Source organism: Bryocella sp. (genome assembly GCF_058498515.1).
On the sequence record NZ_JBMHYI010000010.1, the window covers coordinates 61,826 to 78,379 of the forward strand.

Genomic DNA, 16,554 nt, shown 5'->3' on the forward strand with positions numbered 1-16,554 from the left:
CTCTTTGTTCTTACCGCCCCATGCGGAAGAGAAGCTTGAACTCACAAGGATGAGCGCAACACGCCGCACAAAATCCGAGGAGTTACGAGTTACCGGAGAGAGAGTTGTTGCAGGGCCGGTGCCGCGAAGCTTCCGGCTCGTAGGGATGGTACATACGACACCGGCCCAGCTGATTGGACAGAGAACTCCACGATGCCCGCACAACTCGGAAGGCCCTTACCAGGACCCGCGGAAGAAGTGCCACAAGACTCGCAGTGAATGTCTCAATTGCCGACGCTTCTATCGGCGCTGCATCAAAGGATTTCAATCACACGCAAGTGTTTGTGGCAGGACACTTCATGTGCCTCGACGCGCTGCCTACGCGGGCTCACGCTCATGCCGCGAGACCTTCACCAGCGTCTCCGCATGCGATCGGCTGTAGCCCGTCAGGTGCACGAACCCTGCCATCCCGATGAGTCCCAGCGCCAGCACACACACGCCATCCCATCCCCAGCGCGACCAGGCCTGCGCAGCCAGCGCCGAGCCCAGCGCTCCGCCCGCGAAGTACATCGTCATGTAGATCGTGTTCAACCGGCTGCGATACTCCGAACCCAACCCGAAGATCCGTGTCTGGTTCGCGATCTGCATCATCTGCGCACCCGTATCCAGCGTGATGACGCCGATGAACAGCGCGACCATGTGCACCGTCAGCGACACGTTCGGCTTCTCCACCAGCCACAGCCACAGATAACTCGCCGTCAGCACAATGCCCGCGACCGTCACCACTACCCGCGTGCCTCGTTTATCCGCCAGCTTGCCCGCAATCGGAGCCACCAGCGCGCCCGCTGCACCTACCAGTCCAAATGTTCCCGCAACCGCCGGCCCAAGGTGATGATGCGTCTCCAACATGAAGGCCAGCGTCGTCCAGAAGCAGCTGAAGGAGCCAAACGTGAACGCGCCAAGCAGACTCGCCTCGCGCAGCAGGGGCTTTTCGCGCACCAGCGTCCACAGCGAGCGCATCGCCTGCCCATACGTGAGCGGCTCACGCGGAGAGACCCGCGGCATCGCCTTCAACACGATCGGCACGAACGCCATGTTGAGCACTGCGGCTACCAGGAAGACGACTCGCCAGTTCGACAGCCTCGCCAGCCAGCCCGCAAACGTCCGGGCCAGCAGAACACCCAGCAGCAGGCCGGTCATCACCGAACCGATCGCATGGCCACGCCGCTCCGGCGGCACCAGATCCGGAGCCATCGGCAGCGCCACATGCGTAACGGAAGCAAGGACGCCAATCAGCGCACTCGCTGCGATCATCCACACCAGGTTCTGCGCAAACGCCGCCAGCACCAGCGCCAGCGAAACACCGGCATACATCCGAGCCATCAGGGCGCGGCGCTCGGCCACGTCTCCCAGCGGAACGAAAAATAGTAGCCCGGCGGCGTAACCCACCTGCGTGGCAACCGCAACAAAGCCCATCTCCCGCGGAGCGGAATGGAAGCTAGCCCCCATCACCAGCAGCAGAGGCTGGTTGTAGTAGATGGACGCCACGCCCACAGCACATGCAACCCCTAGAAACACAAGGGCCCAGCGTTCGGTCATCTTATGAGGAGAGGTGTTGACCATGGTGCAAGAAGGCGGCGAGAGACCGCTCTTGAGTGTACACACCCCTGCGTTTTCCTGTCAGACCGATCGGGCTCCATCTCGCATCGCGGACTATCATAAAGAGAGGAAGTATGCCGCTCGACTGCACCATCCCGACCTCTTCGACACCGCAGAGCTGCGTGCCTGGCCCTGCGTCCGATCACCTGCTCGCCCCGGACGCCGCACTCGACGCTCCCGTCGCCGTCGCCATGTCCGGCGGTGTCGACTCCTCCACCGTCGCCGCCATGATGCAGGCCGCCGGCAGCCAGATCATTGGCCTCACCCTCCAGCTCTGGAACCAGCGCCGCCTCGCCGGCCGCCACGGCCTGCCTGAGACCTCGCAGGGCCGCTGCTGCTCCATCGACGACGTCTACGATGCCCGCCACGTCGCCGAGCAGCTCGGCATCCCCTACTACCTCGTCAACGCTCAGCAGCGCTTCGAGGACGAAGTCGTCCGCCCCTTCGTCGACGAGTACCTCGCCGGGCGCACGCCCATTCCCTGCACGCTCTGCAACAACCATCTCAAGTTCGATCAGCTGCTGCTCACCGCCCGCCAGATCGGCGCCGAGCGGATCGCCACCGGCCACTACGCCCGCAACCGCTTCGACGCCGAGCGTGGCCGCTGGATCCTCTCGCGCCCCGCCGACAAGTCCAAGGACCAGACCTACTTCCTCTTCGGCCTCACCCAAGCGCAACTCTCCCGCACGCTCTTCCCGCTCGGCGAGATGCAGAAGCCGGCCGTCCGCGCCCTCGCCGCCGGCCACGGCCTCGAACTCGCCCAGAAGCCCGACTCCCAGGAGATCTGCTTCATCCCCGGCGGCAGCTATTCCCAGTTCCTTGAGGCCTACCTCGAGGAGCAGGGCCGCACCATGCCCGACAGCTCCGGCGACCTCGTCAGCGAGACCGGCGACGTCATGGGCGCCCACGCAGGCATCCACAGCTTCACCGTCGGCCAGCGCAAGGGCATCGGCATCGCCAGCGCCGACCCGCTCTATGTCCTGAAGATCCACCCCGACTCGCACCAGGTCGAGATCGGCGCGGGCGACGCGCTCATGTCATGCACCCTGCGCGCCAACCGCCTCAACTGGATCGCCATCGCCGAGCCCGCGCAGCCCATCCGCGTAACCATCAAGATCCGCCATCGCCACGAGCCCGCCTGGGCCACACTGCACGTCGTTGGCGACGACCTCATCGAAGCCACCTTCGATGAGCCCCAGCGAGCCATCACGCCCGGCCAGTCAGCCGTCTTCTACGACGGCGACGACGTGGTAGGCGGCGGCTGGATCGTCTAAGGTTGCATCGACAGATTCCCCACCGCTGGAGATTGTCATTTCGACCGGAGCGGGACAGGTTCATCGTCCCGCGTAGTGGAGAAACCTGCTTCTTTGCCAGGGATCGGCAGGAAATCTGGGATTGGGTATCGCCGCCCCAAAACGAAATCGGGCTTTGAGCTCCGGCCGCGATGACAACTCGCGACTCCAAGCTCAAAGCCCGATACTCGATCATGTTTCTTTACGAGACCTTAGCTAATCCCGCGATCCAAACGGAAACCGCGACACCAGCGTCTCGATCCCCGCCTTCACGCCCGCCACAATCCCCATCACCTGCCGTAGCGGCACGCGAATGCCCTCCTGCACCGTCTGCGAGATCTCATTCGTCGCTTCCATCGCATCCGTCACGAGCGCATCGGCGCGAGCCACCTGCACACGCGTCCGCAGGTTGATCTCCTCGACGGTGCGGTTCACCTGCGTCATCGTCGCGCCAATCTCGTCGACCTTCTCGCGCACCGTGTAGCTCAGCTGCTCCACGTTCTCGCTGATCACCCGCACCTTCGGCGTCAGGTCCTCCAGCAACAGGTTGGTCTTCTCCAGAATCGGCGTCGTCTTCTGCTCGAATGAGTTCCCCAGCTTGTCGATCTTCTGCAGGAACCGGTATGCATAGAAACCCACCGCGGCAACTCCCAGCGCCTGCACCCACAACGCGAGCGCGATGAGCCCTACAAAGATGCTGGCCCAGTGCACGTCACGGTGAGACTCCGCCTGCAGCAACACCATCGCTACACTGTTCGCAACTGACATCTGGACTCGCTCCTTCTACGCTGATCGTTCTCTTCCTCCAGGCGCGCACGCGCACTCCGGAGGGGGACGTCCTATTGTCTCGCATCTCTTTCGCGAGGAAATGGTTGCGAGGCAAGACGAAGGGCCGGACGTACCGCCCGGCCCTCCACGGAATGCCCTGCAGGTGCCGAGCGAACTCTAAGCAACCTCGCTGGTCTTCGCGACGTAGGCTTCCTTGCCGGCCTCGACCGCTTCCTTCACCGCATCGGCCTGGTTCTGGGCGACCGCCTTGCCCTTCTCCACATACTCGCTGAGCTGCGAGCGGCCCTTGTCGTAGTACTCCAGGCCCTTGTCCGCGTACTCGCTGGCCTTCTGCTTGCCCGTGGCGATGTACTCGTCAGCCTTCTGCTTGCCGGTCGCGACGTACTGCGTCACCTGCTCGCGGCCCTGGGCGTATGCCTGGTTGGCACGATCCTTTGCCTCAAGAGCGCTGGCGACCAGGTCGTCCCGCGTCTCCTTGCCGGACTTCGGCGCATACAGCACGCCCACCAGGGCTCCAATGCCCAGACCCGCCAGGAACCAGCCAAAGCTGCCCACACCGTTCTCGTTGTCTGCCATTCGCATCCTCCACTTCTTTCAAAACCTGTTTGTCCGCGTCGACCCATTGCTGCCGACGCCCTGTATTGCCTATGGGATGCACATCCCGCCGGCCCGGTCTCGCCCGAAGGCAGGAAACCAGCATACGTCACGGCGGAGAGTCTGCGCGGTGATCTCTAACCCGCTCCGCGCTCCTGCCGCTCCCACCCGCAACTCTCTGGATGCCCAAAGACCTCCCATAGGTTGTCGCGCAGTGTCAGACACTTCGTCTTCTCCGAAATCCAACTCAAACTCGGAGCGGCTTTCAGCCCGTTCCAGCATCCTATGGCTCATAGGAGCATGGGATGTTTCGACTTCGGGCCCCGCGAACCCCCAAAGCCTCCCACGGAGAACGATGACCATGACGACTCGCACGACTCTCACTCACTCGCCCCTGCTGCCCCTTTGCCTGCCATCCGCCCGCGCCCTGCGCACCGCTCTGCTCCCTGCCACGCTCGCCCTGCTGCTGTCCGGCTGCACCAAGAAGACCGTCGATGACGCCACGCTGACCACACAGGTCCAGGCCGCTCTCAGCGGAGACGCCGTCATCGGCAAGCAGCCTGTCCAGGTCGCCGTGCAGGGCGGAATCGTAACCCTCAGCGGCAACGTCTCCGACGACACCGCCCGCTCCGTCGCCGAACAGGACGCCGCCAAAATCCCCGGAGTCAAGGAAGTCGTCGACAGCCTCACCGTCGCCGGCGTCGCCGTCGCGCCTACCGTCACCGAACCGGCTCCCATCAACACTGGCGCGGCCGCAGTCCCGGCGCAGTCCCGCCCGACGACCCCGCAGGAGCGCGCCGCCATCGCGCAGAATGCTCCGTTGCCTCCGCCGCCTGCCGCCGCGCCCCCTCAGCCGGTAATCAGGACCGTGCACATCGCCGCTGGACGCGTGATCCCCGTCCGCATCACCGAAACCCTCAGCAGCGCCTCCACTCCCACCGGAGCCACCTTCCACGGCGTGGTCACGCATGAGGTCGACGCCGACGGCCTGCTCGCCATCCCCGCCGGCTCGACCGTCATCGGCACCGTAACTGACTCCAAAGACGCCACGCACTACAAAGGGAGCTCGCGCCTCGCCATCACCCTCGACTCCGTTCGCATTCGCGGCCAGCGCATCGCCCTCGCCACCGACGCCTACGCCCTCGAAGGCAAGGGCCGCGGCAAGAATACCGCCGAGAAGATCGGCGGAGGCGCTGCCATCGGAGCCGTGCTCGGAGGCATCTTCGGCGGAGGCAAGGGAGCCGCCATCGGAGCTGCAGCCGGAGGCGGCGGCGGGGCCGTCGTCCAGGGCGTCACCCGCGGCCAGCAGGTCAGCATCCCGTCTGAGACCGTGGTGCACTTCCATACCTCCGCGCCGATCGCCGTCCAGACCTCGGAGATGCCTTATCCCGACCAGAATCGCGATGCAGCTCCACACGAACCAACCCTCCAGCCTCGCTAAAACTTTGTAAGAGCTTCAGGCCAGCAGACGCCGCACCCCGGGCCGCGAGGTCCAGCGTGCGGCGTCTTTCCCTTTATGGCGAAAGCACGATAGCTGCGCGATCTTCGCCCGCTTCGCGCGGCGCCAGTCGTTCTGCCGCGTCTGTACTCTGTAGAGTGTCCGTCTCCGGTCCCGGGAGTTTCCCGGGGTGCCATTCTCGCTCCCCTTACCATCGTCCGACCGCGCGCGACGCATTCGCCCCAGGACGCATCCAAGCGACAGGAAACCTGCACGACAGGAACCCTGACAGCATCCGGCGGGCGTCACCGAGAGTTCGGAAAGCTCGGTCCTACCGCATCGGATACCGCGCCCACGTTTAGTCCCAATTGATGAATGGAAGTTCTGATTAGGAAGGAACCTGCGGCCTTGCACGTGCACGCCCCCCAGTTCGACTCGGAAGCCGCCACCAAAGGCTTCCTCAGCTTCACGCTGCACGCCCACTTACCCTGGGTGGTGAATCATGGCACCTGGCCCCATGGCATGGAATGGCTGCACGAAGCCGCGGCTGAGACCTACCTCCCGCTGCTGCGCATGCTGGAGAACCTCGATCGCGACGGCATCGCGCTCAAGTGCAATCTCAACCTCTCGCCTATCCTGCTCGAACAGCTCGCGCATCCCGCCTTCCAGGCCGAGTTCCCGCACTACCTCGAGCGCAAGATCAGCGCCGCCCGCGAGGACGAAGCATTCTTCCTCTCCAACCGCGAAGACGCCTACGCCGCCACCGCCCGCTACTGGCAGCGCTTCTTCACCTCCGCGCTGGAGCAGTTCCGCGCCCTCGATGGCCGCATCCATGACGGCTTCCGCCACTTCCATCAGAAGGGCTCGCTCGAGATCCTCACCTGCGCGGCCACCCACGGCTACCTTCCCCTGCTTGGCACCGAGGAGAGCCTCCGCGCGCAAGTCCGCCTCGCCGTGGAGACCCATCAGCGTCACCTGGGCCTCACGCCGCGCGGCATGTGGATCCCCGAGTGTGGCTACCGTCCCGCCGGCGAGTGGGCCTTCCCCGTGCAGCGCTCCGACGGCTCGTCCTTCGCCGCGCCCTTCGAACGCATAGGCATCGAGCAGGCACTCAGCGAAAGTGGTCTCGAGTACTTCCTCGTCGATTCGCACCTCGTCGACCAGGCAGGCGACCGCATCGCGGCCTATCTTTCTCCCCAACCGTCGAACGCAGGAGCCTCCAACGGTCGGATAGGTGCCGCGAGCTCGCTGCAGCGCTTCATCGGAGCCCCGCAGCGCCGCCTCTATCAGCCTTACTTCGTTGAACCCGGAACCGGCCAGGGCGCATCCACCACGGTCTTCCCACGCGATCCCCGCACCGGGTTCCAGGTCTGGTCCAGCGACAACGGCTACCCCGCCGAGGCGCTCTACCTCGACTTCCACAAAAAGCGCTGGCCCGGCGGCCATCGCTACTGGCGCGTCACCGGACCCGGAGTCGACATCGTCGACAAGCAGCCCTACGATCCCGAGGCCACGAAGGAGCGCATTCACAGCCACGCCTCCCACTTCGTCGACCTCGTGTGGAAGACGCTCGAGCCCAGCTTCAACGACCGCGTTCCGCCCGTCCTCTCCGCACCCTTCGACGCCGAGCTCTTCGGTCACTGGTGGTTCGAGGGGCCGCAGTGGCTCGAAGAGGTCGCACGCATCCTGCACACCCAGCCCACCGGCCTCAAGCCCATCACCGGCTCTGAGTACCTCGATCGCCACAAACCCATGGCCTCCATCAGCATGGGCGAAGGCAGCTGGGGTGCCGGCGGCGACCACCAGGTCTGGCTCAACAACGAAACCGAGTGGACCTATCGCGAGCTCTACGCCGCCGAGCTGACCGTCCGTGAACTTTGCGCGCGCAGCCAAGACTTCGACACCGCCCCGCAGCAGGCGCTGCACGATCGCGTGCTGCAGCAGCTCTGCCGCGAACTCTTGCTCCTCGAGTCCTCCGACTGGCAGTTCCTCATCACCACCGGAGCCGCCCGCGACTACGCCGAGCATCGCTTCCGCACGCACCTCGGCCAGTTCGAGGATCTGCGCACCATGCTCCTCACCCTGAGCCAGGACGACAGCCTCAACGAGGATCAGTTTGCGCGCCTCGTAGCCATCGAAGAGCGCGATAGCATCTTCCCCGGCCTTGATCCCGCCCTGTGGCGCCAGGGCTCGAAATCCAGCCTCGGCTCCGCCCTGACTTCCATCAACCCCAACGACGGCCCCAAGCTCCTCGATCCGCAGCCATCGCCGCACCCCACCCCTGTCCTCGATGGCGCCGCCACCGAGCTTCCCAAGTTCCTTCCCGAAGAGGCTTAAGAAACCTCAGCGAGCCAGCACCGCCCGCCACATGACAACCGGTGCAAGACAGGTCGAAATCAAAGCAGCCCTGTGACGATCCGAGTCCTCGAGAAGACCGCTACCGCACCATCCACGACCACGCGACCACCCTATGATCGTGTGTTCGGCCGAGACCGCCCACAGCTCGCCCTGCGCCTCCCGCTCCTCGAGCATTGGCACCTGCTCTCGCTCGACGCCCCCACCCTCGCCACACTCTGGACCTGGTTCCTCGCGCGCTGCGCAGGCCCGCACGCCACTCCGTCCACGCTTGCCGCCATGTTCCTCGCCGTCTGGATCCTCTATGCAGGAGACCGCCTGCTGGACGCGCGCGCCCTCCTCACAGGCCCGGACACTGCCCTCGAAGCAAGACACTACTTCCATGCACGGCATCGGCGCAGCTTCCTCACCGCCATCGCCATCGCCCTGCCGGCGCTCGTCTTCGCTCTGGCTGCGATGCCCCGCCCCCTCCTGCTCGCATACATCGCGCTAGCTGCACTGCTCGCACTCTGGCTCGGCATCGTCCACACCAGCCCCAACCCCGCGCGCCTTCCCAAAGAAATCGCCGTCGGCCTCTTCTTCGCCATCGCTGTCGCGCTCCCCGCAACATTCGCCTCCAACATCCAGTGGTTCACTGCAATGCTCCCCTGCGACGCAATGGCCAGCCTTAACTGCCTCTTCTTGCTCGCCTGGGAAACCCGTCCTCACCCGCATCGCGCCACGCATCCGAGCTCAGCCTTCGCCGTCCGGCATCTCCGCCCGCTCACCCTCGCCGCAATGCTCGCATGCCTCGCTCTAGCCGCAGTCAATGTATCCCCTCATCAAGCTCCAGCGAACGTTCTGCCCCCGCTCGCCTGCGCCCTGAGCCTCACACTCCTGTTGCTCCTGCATCGCACTCGCGACCGCTTCACTCCCACAACCCTGCGCGCCCTCGCCGACGCTGCCCTGCTCACGCCCATCGCCGCTGCCCCGCTGCTGCGCATCCTGTCGAGATAGCCAGCGCGACAACCCAGCGCGATACCCTTGCACCAACGCATGCCTCCGCCACCCAGCTTCGATCGCGTCGCCCGCATCTATCGCTGGTCCGAGTACCTCACCCTCGGCACACTGCTCGAGCACATCCGCTTCCACTTCCTCCCCAGACTCCATGACCGCCGCCAGGCCCTCGTGCTCGGCGATGGCGACGGCCGCTTTCTGGCTCGCCTGCTACAGCAAAACACCACGCTGCACGCAACCGCCGTCGACACCAGCGCGACGATGCTCCGCCTCTTGCGCTCCCGCTGCGAGCGTTCGGCTCCAGACGCCGCCGTGCGCCTGAACACCATCCACGCCTCGGCCCTCCACATCGCAGCTTCGCCGCAAACCGATCTCATCGTCACCCACTTCTTCCTCGATTGCCTCACGCAGCACGAGACCGACGTTCTGGCGCAGCAACTCGCCGCACAAGTCGCTCCCAACTGCCTCTGGCTCGTCTCCGACTTCGAAGTCCCGCGCCACCCGCTGCTGCGGACTCTCGGAGCCGCCTACATCCGCACGCTCTACTTCGTCTTCCGCGTGCTCACCGGCCTGCGCGTGACTCGCCTGCCCGATCCACAGAGATCACTATCCGCCGCCGGCTTCTCCCGCATCGAACGCCATGAGCGCTGCGGTGGCCTGCTCTATACCGAACTCTGGATACTGGAGACATCACGCAGAACTACGACTCAGCGGTAAAATCAAACATCAGGAGCCGCACGGAATCGGCCTCGAGCCTGCTCATCGCGGCATTAGGAGAGCATGAGCGACGACTTCGAGACCGCACGTCCCGCGCCGCATCTGCCCACGGATGCCCTGCCCGATCCTGAGCCCGCAGCACCCTCGCTGCCCGCCCCCGATCCCGGCATCTTCCATCCGGACCAACCCGCCGCCGCTGAGCACACCAGCTCCGCTGCCGCAGAGAACAAGACACGATGAATCTGTACATGCTTCGCCACGCGAGCGCCGGGGTGCGCCGCCTGAATCCATTGCTCGACACCAGCCGCCCACTCGACAAGGACGGCAAGCGCCACTCCCTGCAGCTCGCCTACGTGCTCAACTCACTCAAGGTCAGCTTCGATATGGTCGTATCCAGCCCGCTCAAGCGCAGCCTGCAGACCGCACAACTCGTCGCCACCGAGACCGGCTACGAGGCCAAGGTGCTCAAGTCCACAGCGCTCGCGCCCACCGCCACCTTCGACCAGTTCCAGCGCCTGCTGCGCGAGTGCGCTGTCTACGAGAACATCCTCGTCGTCGGCCACAATCCCAACATCACGTCGTTCCTTGGCCAGCTCCTCGTGGGGCCCATGAGCGACCGCACCACCGCCCCTGTACGGTTGCGCAAGGGCACCATCGGTCGCCTGTCACTGCAGCGCGGCCAGGCCACGCTGCAGTGGCTCTTAGATCCACGCATCGTCGCCGGACTCTATGCAACTTCGACGAAGAGCGCGCGGCGGAAGACCTCCAGGAAGTAATCCGCTTCCTTGCGCAGCGACCACTGCTCCAGTTCCGCTCCACCGCGCGCTCCATGGATCTCCAGGATCACGCGCTTCGGAAACACCCGCGCCGTCATCCGCAGCGCTGCCGTAGCCTGATCCTGGTTCAACGCCTGGATCAGCCGCAGCAGCATCACCGCGCGCACCACATGCACGTGCTCTTCCAGAGGAATCGCGCGCATCGGCCGGTCCATCGAGTCCGGCCGGCTCTTGCCCATGTAGCGCGCAATCGCCGCCACAATCGAACGCTGCTCCGGCGAGAACCCAAAGATATCCGAGTTCGCGATGATGTACTGCGTGTGCCGATGATGCCCCTGGTGGTTCATGTACTTGCCCACGTTCTGCATCAGCGCCGCCGCTTCCAGCCACGTCTTGTAGTCGTTCGGCAGCTCATGCACCCGCAGCAGCTGATCGAACAGCTGCGACACCTGCAGCCGCACCGTCTCCAGCTTGCGCGCATCCACGCCATAGCGCTTGCACACCTGCAGCACACCTTCGCGGCGCTCGTTCTCGATCGTCCTGTGCACACTCGCGCGCGTGTCGACATCCGCCAGCATCTGCGCCAGCACGCCATCGCGCAGGCTTCGCGCCGAGTACCGAAATCCCTTCAGCCCCAGCCGCTCCAGCAGCATCGCATACACCTGCGCGCCGCCGACGATGATCTCCGAGCGCTTCGGCCCGATGCCCGGAAAGTTCGCGCGCTGCTCGTTCGTCATCTTCATCAGCCGGTCGGCGATCAGCCGCACCGTCGCCGTCGGAACAACCTCGTTCTTGCTGACGCTCTTCACGCGCGAGGCTACTCCGGCCCGCTTCTTTCCCTTGGCCGCAGCCGCGGCCGCAATCGACTGACTCGCCTCCGCCAGCGCTGCCGCCGTGCCTGAGGTCGCAATCACCAGCGCCACCCGCGGCTGCCCCAGCCTGCGCTCGCCTCGCTCCAGCTCCCGCCCAATGTACTTCCGCAGGCCCGCAATCTCCTCCTTGCTCGGAGGGTCGGTGTGCACAAACTCCTGCTGCAATCGCACCGCGCCCAGCGGCATACTCACCATCGAGCGTATGCGGCCCGCCTCCGACAGCGTCACCTCGCAGCTGCCGCCGCCCAGGTCGATCATCAGGCAGCGTCCCTTCGCCCCCGGCTCATGCGTCACCACACCAAGATGAATCAGGCGGCCCTCTTCAAGGCCGGAGATCACCTCGACATTCCAGCCCGTCGTGCTCTTCACCCACGCCCGAAACGCCTCCGAGTTGCGAGCATCGCGCATCGCGCTCGTCGCCACCACGCGCACCCGGTCCACCACATGCGTCTGTGTCGCCTTCTGAAAACGCTTCAGCGCCTTGATCGTGAGATCCATCGCCTCCGGCGAGATCATCCCGGTCTCGAAGACGCTCGCCCCCAACCGCACCACCTCGCGGTCCTCATAAAGCATCCTCAACCGGTGTTGCTGTACCGCGGCAATCGCAAGCCTGCAGGAGTTCGAGCCGATATCGATGGCCGCAAAGGTGGGCATAGCGAGGGCAGTCCTCCAACCGGCAACGCATCTCCGGCTCATAAGCAAGATACATGGAAGCAGTCGCGATCCTTGTGGACTGATCGCTACCGGCTTTGATGTGTCCGATATCCAACTCAGACATCGAACTCCGATATCCTAGGGAAGGCCGCAGATCTCCCGCCGCGAGGGCCCGCGAATCACCTTAACCCGAGCCATGGCTCGCTCGCGACACACACGATGGAGCATGGCAACAAACGGCCTCCAAGGCATCCCGATCCCGAACCCGCAGCTCCCTGAGCAAACGGGCCGCGCATCCCTGCGCAGCCTCGCGTTCCTGCTCCTGCTCTGGGCCGCCATCTACGCCGCGGCCGTGCGCACCCCGCCCCTGCTCGACGACGCCGACGCCACCCACAGCGAGGCGGCGCAAGCCATGCTCCGCACCCACGACTTCGTCATCCTGCACGTCGACGGCGTGCCCTACCTCGAGAAGGCCCCGCTGCCCTACTGGATCACCGCGCTCAGCCTCCACACCTTCGGCGACAGCGCGCTGGCCGTGCATCTCCCGCTCGCCCTCACCGTCCTCGGGCTCGCCCTGCTCGGCTGGCAGTGGGCCCGCCGTGCGTGGATCGAGCAGGCCGAACGCGCCAGCCTCCTCGCTGGACTGGCCGTCCTCACCAGCTTCGGCGTCTTCCTCTTCACCCGCGTCTTCATCCCCGACGCCCTGCTCGCTCTGCTGCTCGCCCTCACCCTCTATCTCTTGCTCCGTGCGATGGAATCCAGCTGCCGCACCCCGCGCCTGCACGCCTACGCCGCCTGGGCCGCCCTGGCCGCCGCCGTGCTCACCAAGGGCCTCGTCGCCCTGGTCTTCGTCGGCGGAGCCGCCATCCTCTACCTTCTGCTCACGCGCGACTTCACCCGCCTCTATCGCCTGCGCCTCGGCTCCGGCCTGCTGCTCTTCCTCGCTCTCGCAGCGCCCTGGCATGTACTCGCAGCCATGCGCTATCCCGAGCGCCCCGCCCACCACGGCTTCCTCTGGTTCTACTTCGTCAACGAGCACTTCCTGCGCTTCCTCGGCCGCCGCGAGCCCCGCGACTACAACAAGCTTCCCGCCCTCGCCTACTGGCTGCTGCACCTCGTCTGGCTCTTCCCCTGGAGCCTCTTCGCTCCCGCCTCACTGCTCCTCTGGTGGCGCGAGCGCACCACCGCAACCGACGCGCGCGAGCACCAGCTCTCCCGCATCGAATTGGCCCGCTCGACCCGGCAATCTAACAGGCCCGAACCCACCTTCACCCAGCGGACGGAAACGCTACTCACGATCTTCGCGGCCCTGATCCTCGTCTTCTTCGCCTTCTCGACCAATCAGGAGTACTACACGCTCCCCGCGTATCTCCCGCTCCTCATGCTGCTCACCGCCCCGCTCGCGCGCCTGAGCCCACAGCGCATCCGCGGCTTCGCAGGGTACGCACTCATGGCGGCCTATGCCGTCTTCGCATTCCTCGGTATCGCCGCCGCCATCGTCCTCGGCTGTGCCCTCTGGACCTCCCGACACGCGGCAGCCACCAGCGACATCGGAGCCCTCATGGCCCGTCGCGATGTCGGCGGTTACACCCTCTCCATGTCGCACTTCTTCGACCTCACCGCCGGAGCCTTCGCTGCGCTTCGCTTACCAGCTCTGCTCGCCGCGCTCGCCTTCGCCATCGGCCCCGCGATCGCCCTCTTCCTCCACACCCGCGCTAAGCGTTACGCCTCGCTCATCGCCGTAGCCCTCACCAGCACAGCCATCCTCATCGCAGCACACATCGCCTTCGTCCGCTTCTCACCGCTGCTCTCCTCCTACAACACCGCGCAGCGCATCCTCGAGCTCGAACGCTCCCATCAGCTCGAGCCCAACACGCCAATCCTCCTCTTCGGCGACCAAGCGCAGGGCTCTTCCATCCCCTTCTATCTCGCCCGCCCGGTGCAGCTCGTAGACGGCCGTTCCACCTCCATGCTCTTCGGCAGCACTCTGCCCGACGCCGCGCCCGTCTTCCTCACCCACGACCAGCTGCGATCCACCTGGGGCAAGGGCGAGCGGAAGATCCTCTTCGTACCCGACGCCGAGCGCGGCCACGTCGACGCTCTGCACCTCAGCCCACGCTTCCTCCTCATGACCGAGTCCAACAAGGCTCTCTACACGGACCGTCCGCTCCTCTCTTCCGCCGCATTGACAACCCAAGGCAAGCAAGCCGATCCTCAGACGTTCTCCCAGCACGTCAACCGGAGCATTCCATGATCCCGCCCGAAGCACGGGCTCACATAAGCTTCCCGTCTGCTCCCTTCACTTTCGTTTCCCAGCGCCGCTGGCGCTGGTCCTCGCTCGCTCTGCTCTCCGCCGTCTGGGCCGTGCTCCAGCTCGGCGGCCTCTTCACGCCCGGCCTGCTCGACGACGTCGATTCCGTCTACACCCAGATCGCGCGAGAGATGCTCGGCCGCCACGACTTCGTCACCCCCTACATCGACGGCATCCGTTTCTTCGACAAGCCGCCGCTCATGTACTGGATGGCCGCCGGCTCCATGCGCCTCTTCGGCCAGCATGACTGGGCCGCCCGCCTTCCGCTGGCCCTTGGCGTGCTCGTACTGCTCCTCGCGGTCTACACCCTGGGCATTCGCTTCTTCGCCGGCCTCTCGCCGCAGCACGCTCCCGACCGCGGCGGTCTCTACGCCGCCCTCGCCCTCGTAACCTCCATCGGCCCGTATCTCTACACGCGCTTCTACATCCCCGACATCCTGCTCGCGCTGTGGATGACGCTCGCCATCCACCTCTTCCTCATCGCGCTCGATCGCCTTCGCGAAGGCCGCTCCGCCATTCTCCCCATGCTCGGCTTCGGCGCGGTCATGGGCATCGACGTCCTCACCAAGGGCTTCATCGGCATCGTCTTCCCCGTCGGCTTTGTGCTGCTGTACCTCGCGATCACGCGCCGCCTCAAGCTGCTCACGCGCCTCAGCGTGGTCCCCGCAACACTCGCGTTCCTCGTCGTCGCAGCCCCTTGGCATGTACTCGCCGCGCTGCGCAACCCGCCCGTGCCCATGCCCCCAGGCGTTGGCCTGCCCGCACGCGCCGGCTGGGCCTGGTTCTATCTCTACAACGAGCACATCGCGCGCTTCCTCGGCAAGCGCATCCCCCACGACTACGGCCAGGTACCCATCCCGCTCTTCTGGCTCCTGCTCTTCCTCTGGCTCATCCCCTGGGCCGCGTTCCTTCCCGCAGCCCTGCGCAACGCCTGGCACACGCTCCGCGTCTCCCGCGACCTCAACAGCCGCTTCGACTCCGACCTCCACGCCGGCCACGAGAGCGCCCTGCAGGAAAGCCTCACCGCAGTCCGCCACGAAGCCGCCCTCACCTGCATGCTCTGGGCCGGCATTGTCCTCGGCTTCTTCACCGTCTCCTCGCGGCAGGAGTACTACCACCTTCCCGCCCTCCCCGCGCTTGCGCTCCTCGCCGGAGGCCTGCTCGCCGCAGCGGATCGCAAGCTCACCCACACATCGGGTGCCCCACGTCTCGACTCTGAGACGTGGGATCGTAGCGCCCCATACGCCCAGGCCCTCCGTGGCTCCCTCTACATGCTGGTACCACTCGGTACCATCCTCTTCCTCATCTGCGGAGCGCTTGCGATCACCTCGCCCGCGCCCAGGCCCGGACTCACGCTCAACGAAGCCCTCAGCTCCAACCCCGCCCTCTACAACCTCTCCCTCGGCCACGTCTTCGACCTCACGCAAGGAGCCATGGGCTTCTTCCGCGGCCCACTCCTTGCGGTCTCACTGGCAATGCTCGCGCTAGGCCCCATCGCCTACCTCATCCGCCGCAAAGGCTTCTCCTTCGCCGCAAATCTCGTCGTCGCCGGAGCCATGACCATCGTCCTGATGGCCGCACACGAAGGCCTCGCGCGCTTCTACCCCATCCTCGGCTCCAAGGACCTCGCGCAAGCCATCGCGCACGACGATCCCACCCAGAAGAGTCCCGTCCTCATCGACGGCGAACTCACCTCAGGCTCCTCGCTGCTCTTCTACCTCAACAATCCCGTGTTGCTGGTCAACGGCCGCATCAACGGCCCCTGGTTCGGCAGCTTCTGGCCCGACGCCCGCCCCATCTTCCTCACCGACGCCGACCTCACCCAGTGGTGGCGGAACCGAACCAGCCTCTACCTGCTGACCTATCATCCGGATCAGCGCATCCCCCAGCTATGCCAGGCCGGCCCGGTCTACAAAGTCGCCGACAGCGGAGGCAAAACCATCCTCCGCAACAGCGCACCCGCCACCTCAACACGCCAACGACCGCAGAACCTCTGCAATTCCTAACGATGCACTCTAGCCGAAAACCTCGTGAGTCGCCGAGAATCTCAGCGCCCGTCAGTGCTCCTTTGATGACGCAGCACGAACGGCAGGTCACGGCTTCAGCCGTGACAAAAACCCGC

General features: G+C 65.4%; 13 protein-coding genes. 9 read left to right on the plus strand and 4 right to left on the minus strand.

The window, feature by feature from the left end; translation table 11 throughout:
- Nucleotides 1–357 precede the first annotated feature (357 nt).
- Nucleotides 358–1,527, minus strand: a complete 1,170-nt coding sequence (locus tag AC5E6W_RS02935) for an MFS transporter (protein ID WP_491750759.1) — start codon at nt 1,525–1,527, stop codon at nt 358–360.
- 185 nt (nt 1,528–1,712) lie between these two features.
- Here AC5E6W_RS02935 and mnmA point away from each other — a divergent pair, with 185 nt between their 5' ends.
- Nucleotides 1,713–2,912 carry a tRNA 2-thiouridine(34) synthase MnmA gene (mnmA, locus tag AC5E6W_RS02940; RefSeq protein WP_491750760.1) on the plus strand — a complete coding sequence of 400 codons (1,200 nt, stop codon included), beginning with the start codon at nt 1,713–1,715 and terminating at the stop codon, nt 2,910–2,912.
- A gap of 234 nt (nt 2,913–3,146) precedes the next feature.
- Here the strand turns inward: mnmA and AC5E6W_RS02945 are convergent, their stop codons facing one another.
- Both AC5E6W_RS02945 and AC5E6W_RS02950 read right to left on the minus strand, forming a co-directional pair.
- Complete coding sequence (locus tag AC5E6W_RS02945; RefSeq protein WP_491750761.1) at nt 3,147–3,698, minus strand: hypothetical protein; 552 nt, start codon at nt 3,696–3,698, stop codon at nt 3,147–3,149.
- 177 nt (nt 3,699–3,875) lie between these two features.
- On the minus strand, nt 3,876–4,295 hold the full coding sequence (locus AC5E6W_RS02950; protein ID WP_491750762.1) for a YtxH domain-containing protein: 420 nt from the start codon (nt 4,293–4,295) through the stop codon (nt 3,876–3,878).
- Nucleotides 4,296–4,674: 379 nt separating this feature from the next.
- Between AC5E6W_RS02950 and AC5E6W_RS02955 the strand changes: the two genes are divergently transcribed.
- The 6 genes from AC5E6W_RS02955 (at nt 4,675) to AC5E6W_RS02980 (ending at nt 10,595) form a co-directional block, all read left to right on the plus strand.
- The gene (locus AC5E6W_RS02955) at nt 4,675–5,754 is read left to right on the plus strand and encodes a BON domain-containing protein (protein ID WP_491750763.1); all 1,080 of its coding nucleotides are present in this window, start codon (nt 4,675–4,677) and stop codon (nt 5,752–5,754) included.
- A gap of 411 nt (nt 5,755–6,165) precedes the next feature.
- Nucleotides 6,166–8,088 carry a glycoside hydrolase family 57 protein gene (locus AC5E6W_RS02960; RefSeq protein ID WP_491750848.1) on the plus strand — a complete coding sequence of 641 codons (1,923 nt, stop codon included), beginning with the start codon at nt 6,166–6,168 and terminating at the stop codon, nt 8,086–8,088.
- A gap of 72 nt (nt 8,089–8,160) precedes the next feature.
- Nucleotides 8,161–9,102, plus strand: a complete 942-nt coding sequence (locus AC5E6W_RS02965) for a hypothetical protein (protein ID WP_491750764.1) — start codon at nt 8,161–8,163, stop codon at nt 9,100–9,102.
- Nucleotides 9,103–9,141: 39 nt separating this feature from the next.
- Complete coding sequence (locus AC5E6W_RS02970; protein ID WP_491750765.1) at nt 9,142–9,819, plus strand: class I SAM-dependent methyltransferase; 678 nt, start codon at nt 9,142–9,144, stop codon at nt 9,817–9,819.
- Nucleotides 9,820–9,882: 63 nt separating this feature from the next.
- The gene (locus AC5E6W_RS02975; RefSeq protein WP_491750766.1) at nt 9,883–10,059 is read left to right on the plus strand and encodes a hypothetical protein; all 177 of its coding nucleotides are present in this window, start codon (nt 9,883–9,885) and stop codon (nt 10,057–10,059) included.
- Nucleotides 10,056–10,595, plus strand: coding sequence for a SixA phosphatase family protein (locus AC5E6W_RS02980; protein ID WP_491750767.1), 540 nt, complete (start codon nt 10,056–10,058; stop codon nt 10,593–10,595). The genes AC5E6W_RS02975 and AC5E6W_RS02980 overlap by 4 nt, the downstream gene beginning before the upstream one ends.
- On the opposite strand, the gene AC5E6W_RS02985 is transcribed toward AC5E6W_RS02980, so the two are convergent.
- A complete protein-coding gene (locus AC5E6W_RS02985; protein ID WP_491750768.1) occupies nt 10,547–12,121 on the minus strand; it encodes a Ppx/GppA phosphatase family protein in 1,575 nt (524 codons plus the stop codon). The genes AC5E6W_RS02980 and AC5E6W_RS02985 overlap by 49 nt on opposite strands.
- Before the next feature lie 226 nt (nt 12,122–12,347).
- Here AC5E6W_RS02985 and AC5E6W_RS02990 point away from each other — a divergent pair, with 226 nt between their 5' ends.
- The gene (locus AC5E6W_RS02990) at nt 12,348–14,375 is read left to right on the plus strand and encodes an ArnT family glycosyltransferase (protein WP_491750769.1); all 2,028 of its coding nucleotides are present in this window, start codon (nt 12,348–12,350) and stop codon (nt 14,373–14,375) included.
- Nucleotides 14,372–16,438 carry an ArnT family glycosyltransferase gene (locus tag AC5E6W_RS02995; RefSeq protein ID WP_491750770.1) on the plus strand — a complete coding sequence of 689 codons (2,067 nt, stop codon included), beginning with the start codon at nt 14,372–14,374 and terminating at the stop codon, nt 16,436–16,438. Before AC5E6W_RS02990 ends, AC5E6W_RS02995 begins: the two co-directional genes overlap by 4 nt.
- The last annotated feature ends 116 nt before the right edge of the window (nt 16,439–16,554 follow it).